We start from the raw sequence: 23,649 nt of genomic DNA, 5'->3' as shown, positions 1-23,649 counted from the left end.
CGCCGCTGATGCGCTCACTCCGTGCGGGCACCGCTGTGGGCTCTGCCACAACGCCGGCGCCCCTCAAGGGGCTGCCGACGACTATCCGCCCGCAATGCAGAACGCGTTGCCCTCCGGGTCGGCAAGGACGACCCAGTTGAATTCCGGACCGAAACTGTGCCGCCCGGTCTCGGTGGCCCCGAGCCCCACGACCCGGGCCACCTCGGCCTCCATGTCCGCGGCGTGGAAGTCGAGGTGTACGCGGTTCTTTCCGGGTGTCGGATCGGGCACTCGCTGAAAGCCCAGGTTGGGGCCGCCGTCTCGTTGCACCAGGACGAATTCGCCTGGTGCATAGGCGTTTACCGACCCGCTGACCGCCTGCGCCCACCAATCGGCGAGCGTGTCCGGGTCCGCGCAGTCGAACGTGATCATTTCCACCGAGAGTGCCATGGCGCCGACCCTAGATCAGGCCGGTGACAAGAACGCGTGCAATGCCGCCGAGTAGGCCGCCACGTCCCGGGCGCCCATGAGCTCCCTGGCGGAATGCATGGCAAGTTGAGCCGCGCCGACGTCGACGGTCGGGATCCCGGTGCGAGCCGAGGTCATGGGCCCGATGGTGGAGCCGCACGGCAGATCGGCGCGGTGCTCGTAGCGCTGCAGCGGCACCCCGGCCTGATCACAAGCCAGCGCGAACGCCGCCGCGGTACGACCGTCGGTGGCGTAACGCAGGTTGGGCTGCACCTTGAGCACCGGCCCGGCGTTCACCTCGATCAGGTGGCCGGGCTCGTGACGGTCGGGGTAGTTCGGATGGGTCGCGTGGGCCATGTCCCCGGAGGCCACCATCGATCCGGCCGCCCGGCGCAGGAAATCCTCCCGCGAACCGCCCGCGGCGAGCACGATGCGCTCCAGCACCGTCGGCAACAGCTCGGACTGGGCGCCGTGATCGGAGGTCGAGCCGACCTCCTCGTGGTCGAACAGTGCCAGCACCGGCACCTGCGTGCCCGCGGTCGCCGACAGAAGGCCCTCCAGCCCCGCATAGCAGGTGGCCTGGTTGTCCAGCCTGGGTGCGCTGACGAACTCGCCGCCGGCTCCGGTGATCGCCGAGGGCGTCAGGTCGTGGGTCATCAGGTCGAAGCCCAGCACGTCCGCCTCGGCGGCGCCGGCCCGCTCGGCGACGAATCCGAGGAAGGAGCGGGGCCGCTCCCCGAGCCCCCACACCGCGTTGAGGTGACGCTGCGGATCAGGGCTGACGCCTTTGCGGTCCTCGGACAAATGGATGGCGAGTTGGGGCACCCGCAGGATCGGATCGTCGATGCGGACCAGCCGGTGTTCGATCTGGTTGCCGACGCGGACCGAGAGCCGGCCGCTGATCCCGAGGTCGCGGTCCAGCCACGAATTCAGCCAGGCCCCGCCGTAGGGCTGCAGCGCGACCACCTGCCAGCCGGCCACGACGCGATCGGGGTGCTGCTTGACCCGCAGATTGGGACTGTCGGTGTGGCCGCCGACCACCCGGAACGGCGCCGCCGGGTCGGCCCCCTCGGTATTCCAGGCCACCAGCGAGCCCGCCCGCACCGTGAAGAACTTGCCCGTACCAGGCCAGCTGTCGGTCTCGGCGAGTTCGGTGAAACCCGCGTCGGCCAGGCGTTGCGCCGCGGTGGCGCAGACATGGAACGGAGATGGCGAGGCATCGATGAACTCACACAGGCCCTGGGCGCTAGCTGGCATCTCTCTATCTTGACCGGGATTTCAACGCGCGCCGCGTTAGGGTCGACGTTGTGCCCGCACCACAGCCCCAGCCGGTCCTGGCGCCGCTGACACCGGCCGCCGTGTTCATGGTCGCGACCATCGACGATGGCGGCGAGGCGGTGGTGCACGACACCCTGACCGATGTTTCAGGTCTGGTGCGTGCCATCGGCTTCCGCGATCCCACCAAGCACCTGTCGGCGATCGTGTCGATCGGGTCCGACGCCTGGGACCGGTTGTTCTCCGGCCCGCGCCCCGCCGAGCTGCACCCGTTCGTCCCACTGGAGGGTCCGCGGCACCGGGCCCCGTCGACTCCGGGTGACCTGCTGTTCCACCTGCGCGCCGAGTCGATGGACGTGTGTTTCGAGCTCGCCACGAAGTTCGCCGATGCCCTGGCCGGCGCCGCCACGATCGTCGACGAGGTGCATGGGTTCAAGTTCTTCGACAACCGCGATTTGATGGGTTTCGTCGACGGCACCGAGAATCCGGATGGCCCGGTGGCGGTCAATGCCAGCCAGATCGGCGACGAGGACCCGGATTTCACCGGCGGGTGTTATGTCCACGTGCAGAAGTACGTGCACGACATGAGTTCGTGGAACTCCCTGTCGACAGAGGAGCAGGAGCGGGTGATCGGCCGCACCAAGCTCGACGACATCGAACTCGACGATGCGGTCAAGCCGGCCAATTCGCATGTTGCACTCAACGTGATCGAAGACGACGAGGGCAACGAGCTGAAGATCATTCGGCACAACATGCCGTTCGGCGAGATCGGCAAGGGCGAGTTCGGTACGTACTACATCGGCTATTCGCGCACCCCGGCGGTGACCGAGCGGATGCTGGACAACATGTTCATCGGCGACCCCCCTGGGAACACCGACCGGATCCTCGATTTCTCCACCGCTCTCACCGGAGGGCTGTTCTTCACCCCCACGATCGATTTTCTGGATGATCCACCGCCGCTGCCGTCGTCGGACGAGTCGGCAACGGCGGAAGCACCACCGGCTCAGGGCCACCGCGACGGCTCGCTCGGCATCGGCAGTCTGAAAGGAATCCCGCAATGAACAACCTGTACCGCGAGCTTGCCCCGATCACCGAGTCCGCCTGGGCCGAGATCGAACTGGAGGCCAGCCGAACCTTCAAGCGGCACATCGCCGGACGGCGCGTGGTCGATGTCAGCGAGCCGGGTGGACCGGTCACCGCGGCGGTCAGCACGGGTCATCTGCTCGACGTCGGCTCTCCCGGTGACGGTGTCGTGGCGCACCTGCGCGACGCCAAACCGCTGGTGCGGCTGCGGGTTCCGTTCACGGTGTCGCGCACCGCGATTGACGACGTCGAGCGCGGCGCGCAGGATTCCGACTGGGATCCGGTGAAGGACGCCGCCAAGAAGCTGGCGTTCGTCGAGGACCGGGCGATCTTCGAGGGCTATCCGGCGGCCTCGATCGAAGGCATCCGCAGCTCGAGCTCCAATCCGGCGCTGGCCCTGCCCGACGATGCCCGCGAGATTCCCGATGTGATCGCCCAGGCCCTTTCGGAGTTGCGCCTGGCCGGTGTCGACGGGCCGTACTCGGTGCTGCTCTCGGCAGCCACCTACACCAAGGTCAGCGAGACCACCGCACACGGTTACCCGATCCGTGAGCACCTGAGCCGGCTGGTCGACGGTGAGATCATCTGGGCACCCGCGATCGATGGCGCGTTCGTATTGTCCACTCGCGGCGGGGATTTCGATCTACAACTGGGCACCGACGTGTCGATCGGCTACCTGTCACACGACGCCGAGAGCGTGCAGCTGTATCTGCAGGAGACGATGACGTTCCTGGCCTACACCGCCGAGGCGTCCGTCGCCCTCACTGCCTAGCTGTCAGCCCCGCGAGCGGCGTGCCTGCTGCCCGGCACGCCGCTCGCGGGCAGCGCTTTGCCCACGCTTGTCGCGCCGGTACAGCGGAGAACTAGACCGAGAGAACCGCGTCCAGCGCGGAGTAGAACAACCCGAGCCCGTCATCGGACGGACCGGTCAACGCCTCGGTGGCGTGTTCGGGGTGTGGCATCAGGCCGACGACGCGGCGGTTTTCCGAGCACACGCCGGCGATGCCGCGCATCGATCCGTTGAGGTTCTCGCGGTAGCGGAACACCACGCGGTCCTCGGCCTCGAGTTCGTCGAGCACCGTCTCGGAGGCGACGTAGCGGCCCTCACCGGACTTGAGCGGGATCAGCAGATCTGCACCGGCGTCATACCGGGTCGTCCAGGCCGTGGTGTTGGAGGCCACCTCCAGCCACACGTCGCGGCAGATGAAGTGCAGGCCCGCGTTGCGGGTGAGCGCACCGGGCAGCAGCCCGGCCTCGCACAGCACCTGGAAGCCGTTGCAGATGCCGAGCACGGGCATGCCCTTGCCGGCCGCCTCGATGACCGAGCCCATGACGGGCGCGAACTTCGCGATCGCCCCGCAGCGCAGGTAGTCGCCGTAGGAGAAGCCGCCGGGGACGACGACCGCGTCGACGCCCTTCAGGTCGGCGTCGGCATGCCAGAGGCTCACCGCCTCCGCCCCGGCCAGACGAACTGCGCGGGCCGCGTCGATGTCATCGAGCGTGCCGGGGAAGGTGATCACCCCGACACGGGTGCTCACGAGTCCTCCCGGCTCACCGAGAAGTCCTCGATAACGGTGTTGGCCAGCAGAGATTCAGCGATCTCGGCCAGGGTTTCGTCGGCTACGGAGTCGTCGACTTCGAGCTCGAAACGCTTGCCTTGACGGACGTCCGCGATACCGCCGTGTCCGAGCCGACCAAGTGCCCCGACAATCGCCTGACCCTGCGGGTCGAGGATCTCTGCCTTGGGCATGACGTGCACAACCACCTTTGCCACGGCGCACACTCTACCGGCACGACGCTATGTAAGCCGTGCACAGTGGGTCGGCCAGCGCATCGAGCACCTGGTTGTCCGCCTGCGCCGACCACGGAACCTGGGGCGGCGTGCTCGACCACATGGCCAGTTCCACGATGGTGCTGTTGTTCGGGTCGGCGAGCAGGTACTGGTGCAGCACCCGGGTGTTGCCGAGGTTCATCGCGGCCACCAGCCGGCCGGGCCGATCGGTGGTGATCGACGTTCCCGCCTCCGGACAGCTGCGCAGCGCCCCGGCCGCGCCCTGCACGACAGCGAGCGCGGTCTGACCGCCCTGCCAGGTGTCGCCACGCCAGTGGATCACCTGGACCCTCAGTTGCCAGTGCCCGGCGGGCTGGGAGACCTCGGCCCGCGCCGCGACAGCGTAACCGCGCGGATCACCGGGTATCGGCGGTGACGCGCACTCCTCCTCGAAGCGGAAGCGCGGTGCCACCGATGTCACGGCCAAGCCGGCCAGGCCGGGCCAGCGGTACTGGCGGTTCAACGGGAGTTCAGAGGGGGCGACCCACGCCGAATCCGGGATGCGGTCGCACAGTGGCGGACAGTCGGCGCTGGGCTCCGACCGCGCCGAAGGCGGCCCTACGGCCAGCCCGCAGAGCACGATCGACATCGCCACGATCACCCGCCATATCCCCACCGAGCGCCACAATATAGGTATGCAACTCACGCATTTCGGACATTCGTGCCTACTGGCCGGTATTTCGGACACCACTGTGCTGTTCGACCCGGGCACCTTCTCACACGGTTTCGAAGGCATCACCGGTCTGTCGGCCATCCTGATCACCCACCAGCACCCGGATCACGCCGACACCGCCCGGTTGCCCGCGCTGATCGAGGCCAACCCGCAAGCGGCGCTGTACGCCGACCCCCAGACCGCGGCTCAACTGGGCGCCCCCTGGAAGGCGGTACATCCGGGCGACGAGTTCCGGATCGGCTCGCTCAACGTACGGGGGACCGGCGGTCGGCATGCCGTGATCCACCCGGAACTCCCTGTGATCGACAACATTTCGTATTTGTTGGGCGACGACGAGCACCCGGCGCGGCTCATGCACCCCGGTGACGCGCTGTTCGTGCCGGGCGAACCGGTGGACGTGCTTGCCACGCCCGCGGCCGCCCCCTGGATGAAAATCTCGGAGGCCGTGGACTACCTGCGCGCGGTCGCACCGAGCAGGGCGGTGCCGATCCATCAGGGCATCATCGAGCCGAACGCGCGGGGGATCTACTACGGTCGGCTGGCCGAGATGACGAACACCGAATTCCAGGTGCTCACCGAGGAAAACGGCACTCTGTTCTGACCGCGAGTGCGACCGCGAGCCAAGGGGCCGGGGGCCTACGCGATGTCTCCGGCCGCGCCACGACCGGCCGCGCGGCCGGAGAAGATGCAGCCGCCCAGGAACGTGCCCTCCAGGGACCGGTAGCCATGCACCCCACCGCCGCCGAATCCGGCGGCCTCGCCCGCGGCATAGAGGCCGGCGAACGCGGTGCCGTCCTCCTTGAGTACGCGCGAGTCCAAATCGGTTTCCAACCCGCCCAAGGACTTTCGGGTCAGAATATGCAGTTTTACGGCGATCATCGGTCCGGCCTTCGGATCGGTGAGCCGATGCGGGGCCACGACGCGACTGAACCGGTCACCGAGGTAGCCGCGGGCCGCCCGGATCGCGGTGACCTGCCCGTCCTTGGTGAACTTGTTGACCACCTCACGATCCCGCGCGGTGACTTCGGCGGCCACTGTGGCGTAGTCGAGTTCGACCACATCCGGCACATCGTTCATGGCGGCGACGAGTTCGCGCAGCGTGCGGGCGCTGACGAAGTCGACTCCGCGGTCGACGAATGCCTGTACCGGCGCCGGTGCGCCGGGACGTACCCGTGACAGCACCTCGCGCACGCTGCGCGAGGTGAGGTCGGGGTTCTGCTCCTGACCCGACAACGCGAACTCCTTGGCGATGATCCGCGCGTTGAGGATGAACCAGGTGTAATCCTGCCCGGTGCGGCAGATGTGCTCGAGCGTGCCCAGGGTGTCGAAGCCGGGATACAGCGGGCCGGGCAACCGTTTTCCGTTGGCGTCCAACCACAATGACGAGGGGCCGGGCAGGATGCGGATACCGTGGTCGGGCCAGATGGGGTCGTAGTTGGTGATGCCTTCGGTGTAGTGCCACATCCGGTCGCTGTTGATGACGTTTGCGCCGGCAGCCTCGGAGATGCCGATCATCCGGCCGTCGACGTGCGCGGGGACACCGCTGAGCAATTGCTCGGGCACCCGGCCCATGCGAGCCGGCCAGTTCTTACGCACCAGATCGTGGTTGCCGCCGATCCCGCCGCTGGCCACGATCACCGCGGAGGCGCGGAACTCGAACTCCCCGACGACGTTCCGTGACGACGCTGCCCCGCGTGGGGCGTCGGACGGCTCCAGCACCGCACCACGCACCCCCGTCACGGCCCCCTCAGAGACGATGAGCTCGTCGACGCGGTGCCGGTGCGCGAACCGCACCCGGGGCTCCCCCGCCAACCGGCGGGCGAAGACGTCGACGATCGCCGGCCCGGTCCCCCAGGTGATGTGGAACCGCGGCACCGAATTGCCGTGACCCAGCGCGCCGTAACCGCCCCGTTCGGCCCACCCGACCAACGGGAAGGTCTGCAGGCCCCGGGCGCGCAACCAGCTGCGTTTCTCCCCGGCCGCGAAATCGACATAAGCGTGCGCCCACTCCCGGGGCCAATGGTCCTCGGGACGGTCGAACCCCGCGGTGCCCAGCCAGTCCTGCAACGCCAGTTCCTGGCTGTCGCGGATACCGAGCCTGCGCTGTTCGGGGCTGTCGACGAAAAAGAGTCCACCGAAAGAACAGAATGCCTGGCCGCCCAGGTTGGCAGCGTTCTCCTGATCGAGGACGAGGACTCGGAGGCTCCGGCCCGAATTCCCGGCTCCGCCGGGGTGCTCGACCAGTTCGCACGCTGCCACCAGCCCGGCGAGACCCGCCCCCACGACAATGACATCGGCGTCTGCCATGAGACGCAAGACTAGCCGTTGTCAGGCCGCGTCGGTCAGTACCGAAAATCCTCGCCACTGGTAGACGGCGGGCACGCACTGGTGCAGCAAAGCCAGGTCGATCGCATCGAGCATGGCCTGCCGGGGGCCGGGCCGGCGCAGGTGCCGTGCGGCAACCGCGACGCGGACCGTGCCTGCGCGGCGCGCCGTGCGTTCCGCCGAGAGCACGACGGTGCGGCACCACCACGGCTCCGACAGAAATCCCTCTCCGATGCCCACCACGCGGGCTCGTGTCGTGGTCTGGCGGACCAGGTCGGTGACCCCGTTCAGATCGGCCAGCAAACGAAAGCCGTTGCGCGGCAAGGCTCTCACCGTGCCGGGCGAGACGGTCCAGCCGGGAGCGGCGAACAGCCTGGTACGCAAGCCGACATGCTCGAGCACCCGGTCGGCGCCCATCAACCTCAGGTTGGCCTCGTGGGCAGGCAGCGAGGCAAACTCGCCGCGACGCTTCTTGGTGGCCGCCTCGTCGTAGCCGTGCAACACGACGGCGTCGCCGCCACTGCGACGTCGGGCCACCCACTCGACGGTGTCGGCGTCGCGATCCAACCGGTAGCCACCTTTGAGCCGGGGTGCCACCAACAATGAGGCGGGCACGCGACGGGCATCGAGTTCGGCGGAGAAGGACGCGACATCACCCAGCGTGCGATCGCTGAGCTGCGATATCGAGACGATGAGTTGTCCGGTCACGCTGCCAGTGTGGCAACGTCACATGTCGGGACGGTGTCGAACACTCTGACACAGAGTGTCCATTGGGCCAGAGATCAGGCCGGCAGGACCGCCTCGATGGCCGCGATCACCTCGGGTGCGTCCGGCTCGGTGCGGGGACGGAACCGGTTGGCCACCTCACCGCCGGGGGTCAGCAGGAACTTCTCGAAGTTCCACTGGATATCGCCGGCCTCTCCGGCGGCGTCGGTGGCTTGGGCCAGCTCGGCGTAGAGCGGGTGACGGTCGGCGCCGTTGACGTCGGCCTTGGCCAGCAACGGGAACGTCACGCCGTACGTGGTCGAGCAGAACGTCTGGATCTCCTCGGCGGAGCCCGGCTCCTGACCCATGAACTGGTTGCACGGGACCCCGACGACGGTCAGCCCGCGAGCCGCGTATTCCTGCGCGAGCTTCTCCAGCGCGCTGTACTGCGGCGTCAATCCGCATTTCGAGGCCACGTTGACCACCAGTGCAGCGCCGTCGGCCAACTCGGCCAATGTGGTGGATTTGCCGTCGAGGGTGGTCAGCGGGATGTCCTTGAGGCTCATGCTTGCGACGCTACCGGACCTACCCGTCGAACAAGATCGCGGCCAGACCCTCCACCTTCGCGATCGGATCACCCGCGGTGTCGATCGCGTCGTTGAGCCACAACATCGAAAAACCATGCACCAGAGACCAAGCCGCCAGAGCTGCACCGTTCGGATCGGCAGCGGCCTTCGGATCGGCCAGGGTACCGACGCCGCGGTTCAGCTCGGCGCCGGCGGCCGCCGAGGCGGCAACCAGCTGGGCGTCGGCGTCGTCGTAGAGCGATTTATCGAACATCACCTGGTAGTGGCCGGGGTGGTCGAGGGCGAACCGCACATAGGCCTTGGCGGCATCGATGAATTGCGGCCGGGCGTCAGTCAACGCCGCGGCCAGAAGCTGAAACCCTTCGGTGGCCAGCGCGGTGAACAAGCCGCGCCGGTCCGTGAAGTGGTGCGCGGGAGCGGCGTGGGAGACGCCCGCGGCGCGGGCTAGCTCGCGTAGCGAAATGCCGTCGGCGCCACGCTCGGCCACCAGGTCGGCGGCCTGAGCGAGGATCACGGCCCGCAGGTCGCCGTGGTGATAGCCCATGCCGGCCATCCTAGCCCCGAATCTTGACAACGACTAGATCAGTGCCCGCGTGCGTCGATCGATACCGACGATCCCGCAGTCAGGCGTTCGGACCGCCGAAGAGGCTGCCCACCTGGCCGCTGCCGTAATTGTCGGGATCGGCGGCAGCCAGCAGCCAGGCGTACTGGAACGCGGCTTCCTTCCACCGCTCGTAGCGTCCGGACAGACCACCGTGGCCGGCCACCATCTCCGTCTTCAGCAGTACCGGATGACCATCGGTCTTCGCGTGCCGCAGGGCCGCAACCCATTTGGCCGGTTCGACGTAGTACACCCGGGTGTCGTTGAGCGAGGTCATCGCCAGGATGGCCGGATAGTCCTGCGCCGCCACATTCTCGTACGGCGTGTATGACTTCATGTAGCGGTAAACCTCGGGGTCCTCCAACGGATTTCCCCACTCGTCCCACTCGGTCACGGTCAGCGGCAAGGACGGGTCCAGGATCGTCGTCAACGCATCGACGAACGGCACCTGGGCCAGAATTCCGGCGAACAGCTCCGGAGCCATGTTGGCCACCGCGCCCATCAACAAGCCACCGGCGCTGCCCCCGAGAGCCACCAGGTTCTGCGGCCGGGTCACTCCGGTGTCCACGAGATGCCGTGCGGCCGCGATGAAGTCGGTGAAGGTGTTGGCCTTCTCCAGAAGCTTGCCGTGCTCATACCACGGCCGCCCCAACTCTCCGCCCCCGCGCACGTGAGCGATCACGAACACCATGCCGCGGTCCAAAAGCGACAACCTTGCGATCGAGAACCGCGGATCCTCACACGACTCGTAAGCGCCATAGCCGTAGAGCAACGCCGGCGCCGGGAACTGCAGTCCGGCCCGATGGATGATGGAGATCGGGATCCGCGCCCCGTCGGATGCGATCGCCCAATCCCGGCGCTCCACATAGTCTTCGGGCCGGTAGCCGCCCAGCACAGGTTGCTCCCGCAGCAGGGTGCGCTCGCCAGCGCGCACGTGAGGAGCACCTTCGGGCTTAGCCAGGTCCAGATCGTAGATCCGGGCCGGCGTGATGAACGACGTCGCCCCGATCCGCAGCTTGGGAGTGGACCAGTTCGGGTTGCCGCCCATTCCTGCGGCCGTCAGCTCGGAGTCGAAGGTCAGCTCCTCGCGCGTGCCGTAGCCATCGGCCGTGAGCGGCCACAGCGCCATCTTCGGCAATGCCTCACTGCGATAGCTGATCACCAGGAAGCCGTCGAACGCGTCGACACCGTCCAGACGCACATCGGTCCGGTGTTCGATCACGGTGCGGAAATCACTCGGGTCACTGACCGGAGCGTCGACCAACATGAAGTTCTCGGCACCGTCGTTGTGCAGGATCAGGAACCGGTCCTCACCGCCGACCACAGCATGCTCGACGGAGTACTCCACCAGATCGCGACGCTCCCACACCGTGGTGAGTTCGGCGGTCGGGTCATTCGCGTCCACATAACGGACCTCGGTGGTGACCGCGCTGCCCGAGGCGACGAACAGGTACTTGTCACTGCGGCTGCGCCCGATCGCCACCCAGAACCGTTCGTCGGGTTCGTGGTAGACCTTCTCAGAAGGCAGACCGGAGGCCAGCCGATGCCGCCATACGGTGTCCGGCCGCCACGCGTCATCCACCGTGGTGTAGTACAGGGTGCGGCTGTCGGCGGCCCAGGTGCCGCCCGCGCCGATCCCCGTGATCGTGTCGTCGTAGAGCTCGCCGGTACGCAAATCCTTGAACTTCAAGGTGTATCGCTCGTCACCCTTGACGTCCACCGAGTAGGCCAGGATGTTGCCGTCCAGGCTCACCGTGGCCGCACCGAGCGAGAAATACTCGTGGCCGTCGGCCTCGACATTCTCGTCGAGCAGGACCTGCTCGCCGGGGAGCTCGGCCCCCTCGCCGAGCTCGGGTGGGGTCCAGTCGTCGGGATCGCCGATCGGGCACCGGCAGTGCACCGCGTACTGCTTGCCCTCGAAGCTACGTGCGTAATACCACCAGCCGTTGCGGCGCATCGGCACCGAAAGATCGGTTTCCTTGGTGCGGGCCTTGATCTCGTCGAAGATCTTCTGCCGCAATGGTTCCAGATGGGCGGTGGCGACCTCGGTGTAGGCGTTCTCGGCCTCCAGGTGCGCGATCACCTCGGGATTGTCCTTGTCGCGCAACCATTCATAAGGATCGATGAACACGTCACCGTGATGTTCGCGGCGGTGATTGCCGCGCTTGGCCACCGGGGGCTGCACCGACTGGCTCATGCACCGATCCAATCGTCGAAGCGCAAGCCCGAAATCCGTTCGTAGGCCTCGATGTACCGGTCCCTGGTGGCGGCCACGATCTCCTCGGGCAATGGTGGCGGCGGGGTGCCGCCGTGCCGATCCCAGCCAGAGTCCGGCCCGGTCAGCCAGTTGCGGACGAACTGTTTGTCGAAGCTGTCCTGCACCACACCCTGCCGATAGGTCTCGGCGCGCCAATACCGGGAAGAGTCCGGGGTGAAGACCTCATCGGCCAGGACCACCGTGCCGTCCTGGTCGACGCCGAACTCGAACTTGGTGTCGGCGATGATGATGCCCTTGGTCAGCGCATGATCCGCACCTTGGATGTAGATCTGCAGCGTGCGTTCCTTGAGCTGATTGGCCAGCGCCGGGCCAACCAGATCGATCACGTGGTCGAACGAGATGTTCTCGTCATGCTCGCCGATGTCCGCCTTGGTGGCCGGGGTGAACAGCGGCTCGTCGAACTTGCTCGCCTCACCGAGCCCGGGTGGCAGCGGGATCCCGCACACCGATCCCGAGGCTTGATAGTCGAGCAGCCCCGAGCCGGTCAGGTAGCCCCGGGCTACACACTCCACGGGCAGCATCTTCAGTTGCTTGACCACCAGCGCGCGGCCCAGCACGTCGGCGGGAATGCGCTTGTCGTCCGGTGGGCCGGCCAGATGATTGGGAGCGCTGATCAGGTCGAAGAAGAACACGCTCATCGCCGTCAGGATCCGGCCCTTGTCCGGGATCTGCGAGTCGAGGACGTAGTCGTAGGCCGAGATCCGGTCGGTCGCCACGAACAGCAGGTGCTCGTCGTCGATGCGGTACAACTCGCGGACTTTGCCGCTGGCCAGGTGCTGATAGTCGGACAGAGCAGGGCGCATTGGGCCAGCCTATGTGTTGGGATCTGTTTCATGAGATCGCGGTACCTGCCCTATGCCAGCAGACCCGGCCGCTTGTTGGCCCAGTTGTTCAGCGACGTGGCCGTCATCACCTGGACCGCGGTGTGGATATTGGTCGGGGTGGCGGTCCATTCGGCGGTGTCGACCATCGCCGAGGTCGGCAGGCAGGTCCAGAGCGGCGCCAACGGCGTTGCCGACAACCTCGGCTCCGCCGGCGACAGCACCGACAACGTTCCGCTGATCGGTGACACCTTGAGCAAACCGCTGCGCGCCGCCAGTGACGCGGCCCTCGACATCGCCGGTGCGGGCGCCAACCTGGACAGCACCGCGAGCTGGCTGGCCTGGGTGTTGGCCCTGGCGGTGGCCGCCGCACCGATCCTGTTCGTCGCCATGCCCTGGCTCTATCTCCGGGTGCGGTTCTTCCGGCGCAAGTGGACCGCGATCACCCTGGCCTCGACCGCGGCCGGGGAGCAGTTGCTCGCCCTGCGGGCACTGGCCAACCGGCCGCTGGCCAAGCTGACATCCGTGTCCGATGACCCGGTCGGGGCGTGGCGCAGCCAAGACCGGCAGGCCATTCGCGGCCTGGCCGCCCTGGAGCTGCGGTCGGCCGGCATGCGTCTGCGCCGCATCGAGTGATTTCCCATTGATTTGTGGAGTTTTAGCCGTCACGAGCACGGTTAGAACTCCACAAATCGCAGGGTGGGAACCGTTTGACGACCCAACCACGTCCAATCGCATGTGCTGGACGACTATCTGCGGGACCACGACGGCGTCATCACCCTGGCTCAGGCCAAGCAGTCAGGACTCAGCCAGGACATGGTCGACTGCCGAGTGAAGGCCGGGCGCTGGATCCGCTGCGCCCGCGGCGTGTACTTCGTTGATGACAGGCCGTTCACCGACAGCGCCCGTGCTCGGGTCGGCGTGTGGTCGTATGGCCCGCACGCGGTCGCAAGCGGGCTGGTTGCCGCATGGTGGCACGGGATTACCAAGTACCCACCGCAGATCATCGAAGCGACTGTTCCGCGGGCCAGTCGGCTTCGGGCACACCCTGGTACGACACTGCGCCGGCGGGACCTCGACCCGCATGACGTCGTCGAACGCCGCGGACTACAAGTGACCGCGTTGCCGCTCACTGTCGTCGAAGCCGCAGCCCGCCGTGGTGGCGGCACCAAGCTGATGGACACCGCGCTGCAGCGCCATACCGAACTGCGTGACCTGTGGCGGGCACATCTTCGCAACAAAGGCAGGCACGGCTCGCCCGCTGCGCGCAGGTTGCTCATCGCAGCGGCCGACGGAGCACGGTCAGAAGCCGAACGGCTGCTGATCAAGCTGCTCAGAGAAGCCCGCATCACAGGATGGAAGGCCAACTACCGCCTGGGCCGCTATGTGATCGACGTGGCATTTGCCGGTCACAAGGTCGCTGTCGAGACCGATGGCTGGGCTTTTCACCACGACCACGACGACTTTCACAAGGACCGCGTCAAGCAAAACGAGATCGCCCTGATGGGCTGGCAGGTACTGCGATTCACCTGGTTGGACCTGACCGAGTATCCGCAGCGGGTGATCGCCGAGATTGGCCTGGCTATCCAGTCAGGCGCCGCAGCCAGCTTCCGAACGGGTGCCGCACGGTGACCGACCCCATCCGCACGCGGCCGCGCACGATGAGATGCAGCTGATCCGACGGCGGGCTGGTGCGTACCTTGACCGTGGAACTGCCTGCGATCGCGTCGACACTGTTGAGATCGGCGGTGGCCGCGGCGGGAACGATGAGCTCGGTGCTGCTGCAGTAATCGTCGATGACGATCTCGACCACAGGCCGGGACAGCACCGCAGAGGTGAAGTCGAGGGTCGTGCTGCACAGCCGAGTGTTGAGGCGCAGGGCCGGCGCCACCCTCCACAGTCCGCGCCGCACGATCGAGGACATCCAGCCGCGCAGTTCCTCTGGGGCCTGGTCGAGCGCCGCCGCGGGCAGGTGCGGTGCGGCGGCCGTCGGGGGCAGGGCCATCGGCAGGTCCGCCACGACTGCGCCCAACTCGCCACGCGTGCGGGCGGCCAGGGCGGCGTCGTAGCGGTCACTGAATTCGTCGAGCGTGATCATGCCCTCGGCGACCGCACGTTCGAGGAGTTGCCCCACCTTCGCGCGCTCGGCGTCTGAGACACGGAGGTGGTCATTCGGGCCGGAGTCCATGCCCCGAGGTTAGGCGAGCTCGACCACCAGATGCCGGATGCCGGTGTGCCGGTTGCTGCGGGTCCACTCCACGGGTTTGACCAGGCGCGCCGACGAGAACCGGGTCAGCAATTCCTCGAACAGCACGCGAAGTTCCAGCCGGGCCAGGTTGGCGCCCAGGCAGTAGTGAATGCCGTAGCCGAAACCCAAGTGCGGGTTGGGCTTACGCGTGATGTCAAAAACATCCGGCTGGTCGAAGACCAGCGAGTCCCGGTTCGCCGAGCCTTCCCAGACCTGTACCTTCTGCCCGGGCTCGATGTCGCAGCCGCCCAATGTCACGGCTCGGGTCGCGGTGCGGCGTTTCGACGGTGACGGCGAGGTCCAGCGCACCATCTCTTCGACCGCGGTGGACAGCTCTTCGAGATCTTCACGCAACAACGCCATCTGCGAAGGGTTTTCGATCAGGGCCAGTAGCCCACCCGCCACCGAGTTGCGGGTGGTCTCTGCCCCGGCACTGAACAGCAGGGAAAAGAACAGATACAGCTCCAGGTCGGAAAGGCAGGCATCCGTTGCGTTGGCCACCACCGACAGCATGTCGTCGGTCGGCTCGGCACGTTTGGCGGCGATGAGTTCCTGCCCGTAGGTGTACATCCGTGAGCCGGCCTCCTCGGCCGACATCTGGGCCATGGCCGCCGAACGAGAACCACCGAAATCAAACTGCGGTTCGATCGCATGGAACAGCCAATGCCGTTCGGATTCAGGCACTCCCAGCAGAATGCAGATCATCTGCATGGGCAGCTCAGCGGCCACGTCGACCAGGAAGTCAAACGGCACACCTGGCTCAACGTCGTCGAGCAACCGGCGGGTTCGAGCCCGCAGATCGTCTTCGACGCGCCGGATCATCCGCGGGGTCAGTCCAGAGCTGACGAGTCGGCGGATCTCGGCGTGGCGCGGGTCGTCCATCATGTTGAGCACCTGCCCGGCGATCGACAGGTCCTGAAGCAGCGTGCCGCCGTAGGGCCGGGTGCCACCGGTCACCGAGGAGTAGGTGTCCGCATCGCGCAGCACCGCAAGGGTTTCGGCGTGGGTGGCCACCGACCAGAAGCCTTCGCCGTCCGGCGTGTGCTCGGTGGGCTCGTGCCAGTACACCGGTGCGTCACGGCGGTGTGCGGCGAACAACTCGTGCGGGAATCCGGCAGCGAAGTTGTCGAGGTCGGTGAGGTCGGCCGCCAAACTCACAAGATGGCACCCGAGGTGTACTTGGCGGCTTCCGGGTAGCGGCTGACCAGGTCGTCGACGGCGGCGACAACACCGTCGACCTGGGCGCCTGCCGCTCCGGTGAAGGCCTGTTTGTCGGCGAGCGCGGCCTCCAAAGCGGCCCGGTCCAGCGGCAGCCGTGGATCGGCGGCCAGCCGGTCCAGCAGATCGGGCTCACGCCCCTGCTCGCGCATCGCCAAGGCGACGGCGACGGCGTGTTCCTTGATCACCTCGTGCGCGGTTTCGCGGCCCACACCCGCACGCACCGCGGCGATCAAGATTCGCGTGGTGGCCAGGAACGGGAGGTACCGATCCAACTCTCGCTGGATCACCGCCGGGTAGGCACCGAACTCGTCGAGCACGGTCAGGAAGGTCTCGGTCTGCCCGTCGATGGCGAAGAAACCGTCGGGCAACGCGACGCGGCGCACCACCGAGCAGAAAACGTCGCCCTCGTTCCACTGCGCACCGGCCAGTTCGGCGGCCATCGAGGCGTAGCCGCGCAGTACCACCTGCAGGCCGTTGACCCGCTCGCAGGACCGGGTGTTCATCTTGTGCGGCATGGCCGACGAGCCGACCTGGCCGGGCGCGAAGCCCTCGGTGACCAGCTCATGGCCGGCCATCAGCCGGATCGTGTGTGCCAGCGAGGACGGGCCTGCCCCCACCTGCACCAGCGCGGAGAGTACGTCGTGGTCCAGCGAGCGCGGGTATACCTGCCCGACGCTGGTGAAAACCTCAGTGAAGCCGAGGAACTGGGCGACACGCCGTTCCAGCTCGGCGAGTTTCTCGGTGTCGCCGTCGAACAGGTCGAGCATGTCCTGGGCGGTGCCCATGGGGCCCTTGATGCCGCGCAGCGGGTAGCGGTCGATCAGCTCACGCAGCCGGGTCAGCGCCAGCAGCGTCTCCTCGGCGGCCGAGGCGAACCGCTTGCCCAGCGTCGTCGCCTGCGCGGCCACGTTGTGCGACCGGCCGGCCATCACCACGTCGCGGTAGACCACGGAGCGTTCGGCCAGCCGCGCGACGACGGCCACGCCGTGGGCGAAAACCAACTCTAGGGAGTTGCGGATCTGCAGTTGCTCGACGTTCTCGGTGAGGTCACGGCTGGTCATGCCCTTGTGCACGTGTTCGTGCCCGGCCAGCGCGTTGAACTCCTCGATGCGGGCCTTGACGTCGTGGCGGGTGACACGCTCACGGGCGGCGATCGAGGCGAGGTCGACGTTCTCCAGAACACGCTCGTAGTCGTCGATCACGCCGTCGGGCACCGAGACGCCCAGCTCGGACTGCGCACGCAGGACGGCGAGCCACAGTCGGCGTTCGGCGACGATCTTGGCCTCCGGTGACCAGATCGCGACCATTTCGTCGCTGGCGTAGCGGTTGGCCAGAACATTCGGGATCGTCACGAACACACAGCTTACGGCCCCGGCACCCGGACCAATGAGACAGTGGACGGATGTACTTCGTCGGACTCGACCTCGCATGGGGCGAGAAGAACCAGACGGGTGTGGCGGTCATCGACGCCGGTGGGCGGGTTCTTCACGTCGGTGTGGCCCAGGACGACGACGACATCGCGGCGGCCATCGAGCCCTACGTCAGCGGCGATTGTCTGGTCGCCATCGACGCTCCGCTGATCGTCAAGAACCCGACGGGCCACCGCCCGTGCGAGCGGGATCTCAACCGCGACTTCCAGCGGTTCGATGCCGGAGCACGCCCGGCATTCACCGAACGACCGGAGTTCAAGCATCCGCGTGCCGCGCGTCTCGCCGCCTCGCTGGGCCTCGACATGGATCCGTCGTCGTCGTCGAACCGGCGCGCGATCGAGGTTTATCCGCACCCGGCGAGCGTCGCGCTGTTCGGGCTCGACAAGACCTTGAAGTACAAGCGGGGCGCGTTCGGCGACCGGCAGCGCGAACTGCTGAGGTTGATGACGTTCATCGACGAGCTCGACGGGGCGACGCCTCGATTGCGCGCCAACCGGAACGTCAGCTGGGTGGAATTGCGTAAGCGGATCGAGGCTGCCACCCGGCCGGGTCAGCTCGACCGTGACGAGGATCCGGTGGATGCGCTGCTGTGCGCGTACATCGCGCTGTACTGGTATCACCGGCCCGAGGACGTCACGATCTACGGCGACTTCGCCTCGGGTTACATCGTCACCCCGTCCCTGCCTTCCGATCGGCGCCCTGGGCCGCGGCCCGCACCGGGCCGCGGGGCAGCCCCGTCCAAGGCAGTGGCCGAATATGCTGCCCGGCGCCCGGATCTGGTGGCGGCCACCGAGCAGTACCTCAAGCTGGTCACCGGACTGCTCGATGAGGCGGGCATCAACTATCTGAGCATCGCGGCACGGACCAAGAGCGTCGATTCGTTCGCGATGAAGGCCAACCGGCGCGCGCCCGACGGGACTCCGATGTACAGCGATCCGCTGGTGGAGATCACCGACCAGGTCGGGCTGCGCGTCATCACCTACCTGCGCGAGGACGTCGACGCGGTGGCAAACCTGCTGGCCGAGGAGATGCGGCTGCTCGACGACCAGGACATGGGTCTGCAGACCGCCCGCCAGGGCCGCTGGGGGTATGCGAGTCGGCATCTGCTGTTCGGGGTCGAAGGCGAACAGTATCCGGCGTCCATCCAGGTACGTACCGTGCTGCAGCACGCGTGGGCCGAGTTCGAGCATGACGTGCGGTACAAGGGGTCGATACCGGCCGAGCACGTCAGCGAACTGGATCGCCGGTTCACGCTGGCCGCCGGTCTGCTGGAGCTCGCCGACCGTGAATTCACCGAGATCCGGGAACGGCTGCGGCAGACCATGACCGACGAGGAGGACCCCAAGTTCACCGTGCCCTCTTCGGACGCGCGCATTCCGACCCCGGTACTGGCCACCTATCTGGGCAACCGCTTCCCCGACGCCGGCTGGTCACGCACGGACCACTACAGCTGGATCTCGGGGCTACTGCTCGAGCTCGGCATCACCTCGCTGGAAGCGCTCACGGGCGTGCTGGACTCGGTGGACACCGACGAGATCAACCGGCTGATGGACTACCGGTTCCCGCCAGGCGCGGTGCGTCGCCTCGACGATGCCCTCCTGGCCGTGTTCGACGACCGCTACATCGGTCTGGACGGCAATGCGCACCGGATCCCGTTGCTGCAGAACCGGATTGAGAAGTTACTCGCCGAACCCTAGGGCGCGTCGGCGAGATGGGTCGGGTCGGTGATACCGGGCCCGGTGATACCGAGTTGCTTGTTGATCAGCTTGGTGATCAGGAACAACACCACGCCGGTGGCCACCAATGCGAGTGCCAGCACATACTGCACGGCCGGCCGTCCCGACGTCGGCAGCACCAGATACATCGAGGCGATGAAGCCGATGACGGGCAGAACCGTCGGAGTCTTGAAGTGCCCGCCTTCTTTTCGCACGTCGCGGCGCAGTACCAGCACCGCGATGTTGACCACAGAGAAGACCGCGAGCAGCAGCAGTGAAGTGGTACCGCCGAGAATCGCGACCGTGTCGCCGCTCGCGAACGCCGATACGTAGAAGATCAGCCCGAACGCGATCACGGTGGTGAAAATGATTGCCACCCAAGGTGTGTGCCGCTTCGGGTGCACGACGCCGAGCACCGGGGGCAACACGTGCTGGCGGGCCATGCCGTAGATCAGACGACTGGCCATCAGCATGTTGATCAATGCGGTGTTCGATACCGCGAACATCGAGATGACAGGGAGAATGTTCGAGAAAGGAAGCCCGGGTGCGGCTGCCTCCATCACCTTGACCAGCGGTGAGGAGTCAGACTCGGCAAGTGCCCCGACCGGCACGAGCGCCACCGCGATGATGGCGACGACGACGTAGACCAGGCCCGCGATTCCCAGGCCGGTCAGCAGGACCTTCGGGAAGATCCGCACCGGATCCTTGGTCTCCTCGGCCATATTGACCGAATCCTCGAACCCGACCATCGCGAAGAAGGCCAGCGACGTCGCCGCGGTGACCGCGATGAAGGCGTTCTTCTCTCCGGAGGTGTCGAATGCGACGACGCGGGAGAAGTCGACATCCACCCCGCTGATGATGGCCCACACCCCCACCGCGACAACGAGTACCAGACCGGTGATCTCGATGAATGTCAGGATCACGTTCAGCTTGACGCTTTCGCTGACGCCGCGCAGGTTCACCGCGGCGATCAAGGCCATGAATAACAGCGCAAGGAGGATGACGCCGACGACTTTCAGTTGAGCGACGTGATCGGTGAAGAACTGCCCGAAGTTGATCTCTATCGCGTCGAAGAAGCTGATCGCGAAGAACCGCGAAGCCGTTGAGGCCGAGGTGATTCCGGAGCACATCACGATGAACGCCACCAGGAAGGTGACGAAGTGTATGCCAAAAGCCTTGTGCGCGTATAGGGCTGCGCCGGCGGCCTGTGGATATTTGGTGACCAGCTCCAGATAGCTGAAGGCGGTGATGGTGGCGATCAGGAACGCGGCCAGGAACGGCAGCCACGCGGCGCCGCCCACCTCCTTGGCGACCTGCCCGGTCAACGCGTAGACACCCGTGCCGAGGATGTCGCCGACGACGAACAGTAGTAAGAGTCCGGGCCCCATCACCCGCTTGAGCTGTGGCGCCTCCGCGGTTGCAGGTTGCGACATTCCCCCTCCTTCAGCCGGTCAGCCGCGTACCTGCCCGCTCGTCGACGGGCGCCAGCACGTCGATGACGTCGATCAGCGTGGCGCGAGCACTGGCCCTGGGCCCCTCGCCTTCGTCGACCAACGATGCCACAACCGCGCCATCTACGGCGCACACCAGAGCGGTGACCAGCTCGGCCCGCACGGAGCGTCCCGAGCGCTCCACCACCTCCACCACAGCGTCGGTGCGCTGTTGCAGGATGCGGCGCTGAATATCGCGCAGGCCCGGCTGCCGCGCACACGCGATGTAGCGCTCGTACCGCGAGATCAGTTCTTCGATTCCGCGACGCTCCGGCGATCCTCCGAGCAACAAGTCGACGAGGACGTCAGCGGTCGATTCGGCACCGCGGCGCCGCCGCGAGAGGGCGGCCACACCGGCGCTGAGATGTTCGGCTTCTCGGGTTCCGATGTACTCGACCGCCTTCGCGATGAGGTCGTCGAGTGAGGAGAAGTAGTACGTCGTCGACGCCAGCGGGAGGCCGGCACGACGGGCCACAGCGCGGTGCCGCACGGCGTCGAATCCGCCTTCGCAGAGCAATTCAGCGGCCGCCCTGACGAGGGCGTACCGCCGACGCTCCCCTTTAGGGGTGACCGCTGCCGTCACCTTCCACATGCTGCCAGCCGGGCCCCTCCAGCATCGGGGTTTCGGCCAATCATCAGGCTCTACTCAGGTTTTTCCGCCGTCTCGGCGCCGGGCCGAGAATGCCACCGACCGATGCGATTCTCGGGCGATGGCAAGATGGCCCGCATGCCGAAGTTGACCCGTCGCGCGGTCCTACGCCTCGGCGTCGGTGCGGCCGCCGGCGCCGCCGGTGCCCTATCCCTCGCCGCCGCGCCCGTCGCACCCGCCAGCCCCGTGGCCGCGCCCACTTTCACCACCGGGTCGTTCGTGTCGGCCGCGCGAGGTGGGACGAACACCAACTGGGCGATCGCCCGCCCGCCGGGACAAACCGGCAAACTCCGTCCGGTGATCGCGCTGCACGGCAAAGGACAGGACGCCGCCGGCGTGATGGCCGGCGGCGTGGAACAGGGTCTGGCCGAGGCGGTGGCCGCCGGGCTGCCGCCATTCGCCGTGGTGGCCGTCGACGGCGGCGGAAGCTATTGGCACAAACGCGCATCTGGCGAGGACTCGGGCGCGATGGTGCTCGACGAGTTGATCCCGATGCTCGGCGATCAGGGCCTGGACACCTCGAGGGTCGGGTTCCTGGGCTGGTCGATGGGCGGCTACGGCGCGCTGCTGCTGGGTTCGCGGCTCGGGCCGGCCCGCACCGCGGCGATCTGCGCAGTCAGCCCGGCATTGTGGACGTCATCGGGGGCCGCCGCGCCCGGGGCCTTCGACAGCGCATCGGACTACGCGGCCAACAGTGTCTGGGGCCAGCCCGCCCTCGGGTCGATCCCGATCCGGATCGATTGCGGCAACAGTGATCCGTTCTATGCGGCCACCAAGCAGTTCATCGCCGAGCTGCCCAACCCGCCTGCCGGCGGCTTCTCCCCCGGCGGCCATGACGGAAGCTTCTGGAGTTCGCAGCTGCCCGCCGAGATCGCCTGGATGGCCCCGCTGCTCGTCGCCTAGGCGCCTTGGATGCTGATGCGTCCCTCGGCGGCAGCCAGCCCGATGTCGCTGCGGAAGTGGCTGCCCGGCAACCGGATCGACTTGGTAAGCGCGTAGGCCGCCTCGCGTGCGGCAGGCAGGTCCGCTCCGGTGCCGACCACCGAGAGCACCCGGCCGCCGGAGGACACCACCTCACCGTCCTCACGGCGCGCGGTGCCGGCATGCAGCACCCCGTCGGCTTCGGATCCGTGGATGACGTCGCCGACGCGCGGCCGGCCGGGGTAGTTCTCCGCGGCCACCACGACTGTGACGGCGTAACCATCGCGCCACTGCAGGTCGCCGTACGAGGCGAGCTCGCCGGTGGCCGCGGCGTTGAGGAGCTGCCCGAGTGGCGAATCAAGCAGGGCCAGAACCGATTGCGTCTCCGGATCGCCGAAGCGGCAGTTGAACTCGACCACCGCCGGACCGTTCGAGGTGATGGCCAGGCCGGCGTAGAGCAGACCCGAGAACGAGCTGCCGCGTGCAACCAGTTCTGCGGCAACGGGTTTGACGATCTCATCGACGATCTGCGATTTCACCGAATCCGGCAGCCAGGGCAACGGCGCATAGGCACCCATGCCCCCGGTGTTCGGCCCGGTGTCCCCGTCGCCGACGCGCTTGAAGTCCTGGGCGGGCAGCAGCGGCACCACGGTGGCGCCGTCGACAACACAGAACAGTGACACCTCGGGCCCGTCCAGGAACGACTCCAGCAGCACCGGGTGCCCGGAGTCCAGCAGGCTGGCGGCATGCGCACGCGCCGCGTCGCGATCAGCGCTGACCACCACACCCTTACCGGCGGCCAGGCCGTCGTCCTTGACCACCCAGGCCGCCTGGCCGGCCGGCGGACCGAAGCGGTCCAGCGCGGCGTCCAGGCGAGCCGGGTTGTCGACGATCTCACTGGTCGCGGTGCGGACCCCGGCCGCGGCCATGACGTCTTTCGCGAATGCCTTCGAGCCCTCGATGCGGGCGGCGTCCTTGCCGGCGCCGAAGCATGCGATGCCCGCTGCCCGTACGGCGTCGGCCACGCCGAGCACCAGAGGCACCTCGGGACCGATCACCACCAGGTCGCTTTCCAGCCGCTTGGCCAGCTTCACCACGGCCTCGCCGGAGGTGATGTCGACGTCGTATTGATCGGCAATGGACTGGGTGCCGGCGTTACCCGGCGCCACCGCCAACTCCTCTACCTGCGGATCGCGGCGCAGGGCCAGCAGCAGGGCGTGTTCACGGGCACCGGAACCGATAACGAGGACGCGCACGGTCGTAGCGTAACCGGAGACCTGCGGGCATACACTTGACCCCACGGTGTATGGTCAAATCATCGAATGTGCTCGCCGTCACACGAGGAGATG

24 protein-coding genes are annotated in these 23,649 nt (G+C 67.1%); 7 read left to right on the top strand and 17 right to left on the bottom strand.

Annotation, left to right across the window (positions count from 1 at the left end; all coding sequences use genetic code 11):
• Nucleotides 1–81: 81 nt before the first annotated feature.
• Nucleotides 82–429: a VOC family protein gene (locus tag BKG60_RS21630; RefSeq protein ID WP_070947062.1), complete on the bottom strand. Its 348-nt coding sequence runs from the start codon at nt 427–429 to the stop codon at nt 82–84.
• Nucleotides 430–444: 15 nt separating this feature from the next.
• Entirely contained in the window at nt 445–1,704 is a 1,260-nt protein-coding gene (locus tag BKG60_RS21625) for a M18 family aminopeptidase (protein WP_070947063.1), read from the bottom strand.
• Between the two features lie 50 nt (nt 1,705–1,754).
• Between BKG60_RS21625 and BKG60_RS21620 the strand changes: the two genes are divergently transcribed.
• The gene (locus BKG60_RS21620) at nt 1,755–2,783 is read left to right on the top strand and encodes a Dyp-type peroxidase (protein WP_070947064.1); all 1,029 of its coding nucleotides are present in this window, start codon (nt 1,755–1,757) and stop codon (nt 2,781–2,783) included.
• Entirely contained in the window at nt 2,780–3,577 is a 798-nt protein-coding gene (locus BKG60_RS21615) for a family 1 encapsulin nanocompartment shell protein (RefSeq protein WP_070947065.1), read from the top strand. The genes BKG60_RS21620 and BKG60_RS21615 overlap by 4 nt, the downstream gene beginning before the upstream one ends.
• 91 nt (nt 3,578–3,668) lie before the next feature.
• On the opposite strand, the gene purQ is transcribed toward BKG60_RS21615, so the two are convergent.
• From purQ to BKG60_RS21600, 3 genes are read right to left on the bottom strand one after another with little or no spacing between them, the layout of a single operon-like run.
• On the bottom strand, nt 3,669–4,343 hold the full coding sequence (gene purQ, locus BKG60_RS21610) for a phosphoribosylformylglycinamidine synthase subunit PurQ (RefSeq protein WP_070947066.1): 675 nt from the start codon (nt 4,341–4,343) through the stop codon (nt 3,669–3,671).
• Nucleotides 4,340–4,579: a phosphoribosylformylglycinamidine synthase subunit PurS gene (gene purS / locus BKG60_RS21605; protein ID WP_054603966.1), complete on the bottom strand. Its 240-nt coding sequence runs from the start codon at nt 4,577–4,579 to the stop codon at nt 4,340–4,342. Before purS ends, purQ begins: the two co-directional genes overlap by 4 nt.
• A 10-nt stretch (nt 4,580–4,589) precedes the next feature.
• Complete coding sequence (locus BKG60_RS21600) at nt 4,590–5,225, bottom strand: ATPase (RefSeq protein WP_070947078.1); 636 nt, start codon at nt 5,223–5,225, stop codon at nt 4,590–4,592.
• Nucleotides 5,226–5,271: 46 nt separating this feature from the next.
• Between BKG60_RS21600 and BKG60_RS21595 the strand changes: the two genes are divergently transcribed.
• Complete coding sequence (locus tag BKG60_RS21595) at nt 5,272–5,910, top strand: MBL fold metallo-hydrolase (protein ID WP_070947067.1); 639 nt, start codon at nt 5,272–5,274, stop codon at nt 5,908–5,910.
• Between the two features lie 35 nt (nt 5,911–5,945).
• On the opposite strand, the gene BKG60_RS21590 is transcribed toward BKG60_RS21595, so the two are convergent.
• The 6 genes from BKG60_RS21590 to BKG60_RS21565 all read right to left on the bottom strand — a co-directional run bounded on the left by BKG60_RS21590 (nt 5,946) and on the right by BKG60_RS21565 (nt 12,608).
• On the bottom strand, nt 5,946–7,616 hold the full coding sequence (locus BKG60_RS21590; protein WP_075909952.1) for an FAD-binding dehydrogenase: 1,671 nt from the start codon (nt 7,614–7,616) through the stop codon (nt 5,946–5,948).
• 21 nt (nt 7,617–7,637) lie between these two features.
• Nucleotides 7,638–8,342, bottom strand: a complete 705-nt coding sequence (locus BKG60_RS21585) for a DUF2334 domain-containing protein (protein ID WP_070947069.1) — start codon at nt 8,340–8,342, stop codon at nt 7,638–7,640.
• Nucleotides 8,343–8,416: 74 nt separating this feature from the next.
• Nucleotides 8,417–8,905, bottom strand: coding sequence for a glutathione peroxidase (locus tag BKG60_RS21580; protein ID WP_070947070.1), 489 nt, complete (start codon nt 8,903–8,905; stop codon nt 8,417–8,419).
• Between the two features lie 19 nt (nt 8,906–8,924).
• On the bottom strand, nt 8,925–9,470 hold the full coding sequence (locus BKG60_RS21575; RefSeq protein ID WP_070947079.1) for a TetR/AcrR family transcriptional regulator: 546 nt from the start codon (nt 9,468–9,470) through the stop codon (nt 8,925–8,927).
• Nucleotides 9,471–9,549: 79 nt separating this feature from the next.
• Entirely contained in the window at nt 9,550–11,724 is a 2,175-nt protein-coding gene (locus tag BKG60_RS21570) for a S9 family peptidase (protein WP_070947071.1), read from the bottom strand.
• Entirely contained in the window at nt 11,721–12,608 is an 888-nt protein-coding gene (locus BKG60_RS21565) for a phosphoribosylaminoimidazolesuccinocarboxamide synthase (RefSeq protein ID WP_070947072.1), read from the bottom strand. The genes BKG60_RS21570 and BKG60_RS21565 overlap by 4 nt, the downstream gene beginning before the upstream one ends.
• A 30-nt stretch (nt 12,609–12,638) precedes the next feature.
• Here BKG60_RS21565 and BKG60_RS21560 point away from each other — a divergent pair, with 30 nt between their 5' ends.
• A complete protein-coding gene (locus tag BKG60_RS21560) occupies nt 12,639–13,262 on the top strand; it encodes a hypothetical protein (protein WP_070947073.1) in 624 nt (207 codons plus the stop codon).
• A gap of 102 nt (nt 13,263–13,364) precedes the next feature.
• Nucleotides 13,365–14,258: a DUF559 domain-containing protein gene (locus tag BKG60_RS21555; protein WP_070947074.1), complete on the top strand. Its 894-nt coding sequence runs from the start codon at nt 13,365–13,367 to the stop codon at nt 14,256–14,258.
• Here the strand turns inward: BKG60_RS21555 and BKG60_RS21550 are convergent.
• From BKG60_RS21550 to purB, 3 genes are read right to left on the bottom strand one after another with little or no spacing between them, the layout of a single operon-like run.
• Nucleotides 14,209–14,814, bottom strand: a complete 606-nt coding sequence (locus tag BKG60_RS21550; protein WP_070947075.1) for a DUF1707 SHOCT-like domain-containing protein — start codon at nt 14,812–14,814, stop codon at nt 14,209–14,211. The genes BKG60_RS21555 and BKG60_RS21550 overlap by 50 nt on opposite strands.
• 9 nt (nt 14,815–14,823) lie before the next feature.
• Nucleotides 14,824–16,032: a cytochrome P450 gene (locus BKG60_RS21545; protein WP_207549625.1), complete on the bottom strand. Its 1,209-nt coding sequence runs from the start codon at nt 16,030–16,032 to the stop codon at nt 14,824–14,826.
• Entirely contained in the window at nt 16,029–17,447 is a 1,419-nt protein-coding gene (gene purB, locus BKG60_RS21540; protein WP_070947080.1) for an adenylosuccinate lyase, read from the bottom strand. Before purB ends, BKG60_RS21545 begins: the two co-directional genes overlap by 4 nt.
• A gap of 50 nt (nt 17,448–17,497) precedes the next feature.
• Here purB and relZ point away from each other — a divergent pair, with 50 nt between their 5' ends.
• Entirely contained in the window at nt 17,498–19,222 is a 1,725-nt protein-coding gene (gene relZ / locus BKG60_RS21535) for a bifunctional ribonuclease/(p)ppGpp synthase (protein WP_070947076.1), read from the top strand.
• On the opposite strand, the gene BKG60_RS21530 is transcribed toward relZ, so the two are convergent.
• Together BKG60_RS21530 and BKG60_RS21525 are read right to left on the bottom strand one after the other, a co-directional pair.
• Nucleotides 19,219–20,673, bottom strand: a complete 1,455-nt coding sequence (locus BKG60_RS21530) for an APC family permease (RefSeq protein WP_070946230.1) — start codon at nt 20,671–20,673, stop codon at nt 19,219–19,221. The genes relZ and BKG60_RS21530 overlap by 4 nt on opposite strands.
• A 10-nt stretch (nt 20,674–20,683) precedes the next feature.
• Complete coding sequence (locus BKG60_RS21525; protein ID WP_070946229.1) at nt 20,684–21,322, bottom strand: TetR/AcrR family transcriptional regulator; 639 nt, start codon at nt 21,320–21,322, stop codon at nt 20,684–20,686.
• A gap of 126 nt (nt 21,323–21,448) precedes the next feature.
• On the opposite strand from BKG60_RS21525, the gene BKG60_RS21520 reads away from it, so the two are divergent.
• A complete protein-coding gene (locus BKG60_RS21520; RefSeq protein ID WP_070946238.1) occupies nt 21,449–22,282 on the top strand; it encodes an alpha/beta hydrolase in 834 nt (277 codons plus the stop codon).
• Here BKG60_RS21520 and purD read toward each other — a convergent pair.
• Nucleotides 22,279–23,556 carry a phosphoribosylamine--glycine ligase gene (purD, locus tag BKG60_RS21515; RefSeq protein WP_070946228.1) on the bottom strand — a complete coding sequence of 426 codons (1,278 nt, stop codon included), beginning with the start codon at nt 23,554–23,556 and terminating at the stop codon, nt 22,279–22,281. The genes BKG60_RS21520 and purD overlap by 4 nt on opposite strands.
• Between the last annotated feature and the right edge of the window lie 93 nt (nt 23,557–23,649).

The sequence above is a fragment of the Mycobacterium syngnathidarum genome (assembly GCF_001942625.1).
Classification (GTDB): Bacteria; Actinomycetota; Actinomycetes; order Mycobacteriales; family Mycobacteriaceae; genus Mycobacterium; species Mycobacterium syngnathidarum.
The sequence above is the reverse complement of the archived record's forward strand: the minus strand, read 5'-3'. Positions and strand labels throughout refer to the sequence as shown.

Excerpts from the sequence above, each read along its gene's own strand:
- BKG60_RS21595 (WP_070947067.1), top strand. The coding sequence starts at position 5,272 with ATGCAACTCACGCATTTCGGACATTCGTGCCTACTGGCCGGTATTTCG.
- BKG60_RS21570 (WP_070947071.1), bottom strand. The coding sequence starts at position 11,724 with ATGAGCCAGTCGGTGCAGCCCCCGGTGGCCAAGCGCGGCAATCACCGC.
- BKG60_RS21560 (WP_070947073.1), top strand. The coding sequence starts at position 12,639 with ATGAGATCGCGGTACCTGCCCTATGCCAGCAGACCCGGCCGCTTGTTG.
- BKG60_RS21590 (WP_075909952.1), bottom strand. The coding sequence starts at position 7,616 with ATGGCAGACGCCGATGTCATTGTCGTGGGGGCGGGTCTCGCCGGGCTG.
- BKG60_RS21525 (WP_070946229.1), bottom strand. The coding sequence starts at position 21,322 with ATGTGGAAGGTGACGGCAGCGGTCACCCCTAAAGGGGAGCGTCGGCGG.
- BKG60_RS21600 (WP_070947078.1), bottom strand. The coding sequence starts at position 5,225 with ATGTCGATCGTGCTCTGCGGGCTGGCCGTAGGGCCGCCTTCGGCGCGG.
- BKG60_RS21625 (WP_070947063.1), bottom strand. The coding sequence starts at position 1,704 with ATGCCAGCTAGCGCCCAGGGCCTGTGTGAGTTCATCGATGCCTCGCCA.
- BKG60_RS21575 (WP_070947079.1), bottom strand. The coding sequence starts at position 9,470 with ATGGGCTATCACCACGGCGACCTGCGGGCCGTGATCCTCGCTCAGGCC.
- BKG60_RS21615 (WP_070947065.1), top strand. The coding sequence starts at position 2,780 with ATGAACAACCTGTACCGCGAGCTTGCCCCGATCACCGAGTCCGCCTGG.
- relZ (WP_070947076.1), top strand. The coding sequence starts at position 17,498 with ATGTACTTCGTCGGACTCGACCTCGCATGGGGCGAGAAGAACCAGACG.
- BKG60_RS21630 (WP_070947062.1), bottom strand. The coding sequence starts at position 429 with ATGGCACTCTCGGTGGAAATGATCACGTTCGACTGCGCGGACCCGGAC.
- BKG60_RS21530 (WP_070946230.1), bottom strand. The coding sequence starts at position 20,673 with ATGTCGCAACCTGCAACCGCGGAGGCGCCACAGCTCAAGCGGGTGATG.
- BKG60_RS21520 (WP_070946238.1), top strand. The coding sequence starts at position 21,449 with ATGGCCCGCATGCCGAAGTTGACCCGTCGCGCGGTCCTACGCCTCGGC.
- BKG60_RS21580 (WP_070947070.1), bottom strand. The coding sequence starts at position 8,905 with ATGAGCCTCAAGGACATCCCGCTGACCACCCTCGACGGCAAATCCACC.
- BKG60_RS21565 (WP_070947072.1), bottom strand. The coding sequence starts at position 12,608 with ATGCGCCCTGCTCTGTCCGACTATCAGCACCTGGCCAGCGGCAAAGTC.
- BKG60_RS21550 (WP_070947075.1), bottom strand. The coding sequence starts at position 14,814 with ATGGACTCCGGCCCGAATGACCACCTCCGTGTCTCAGACGCCGAGCGC.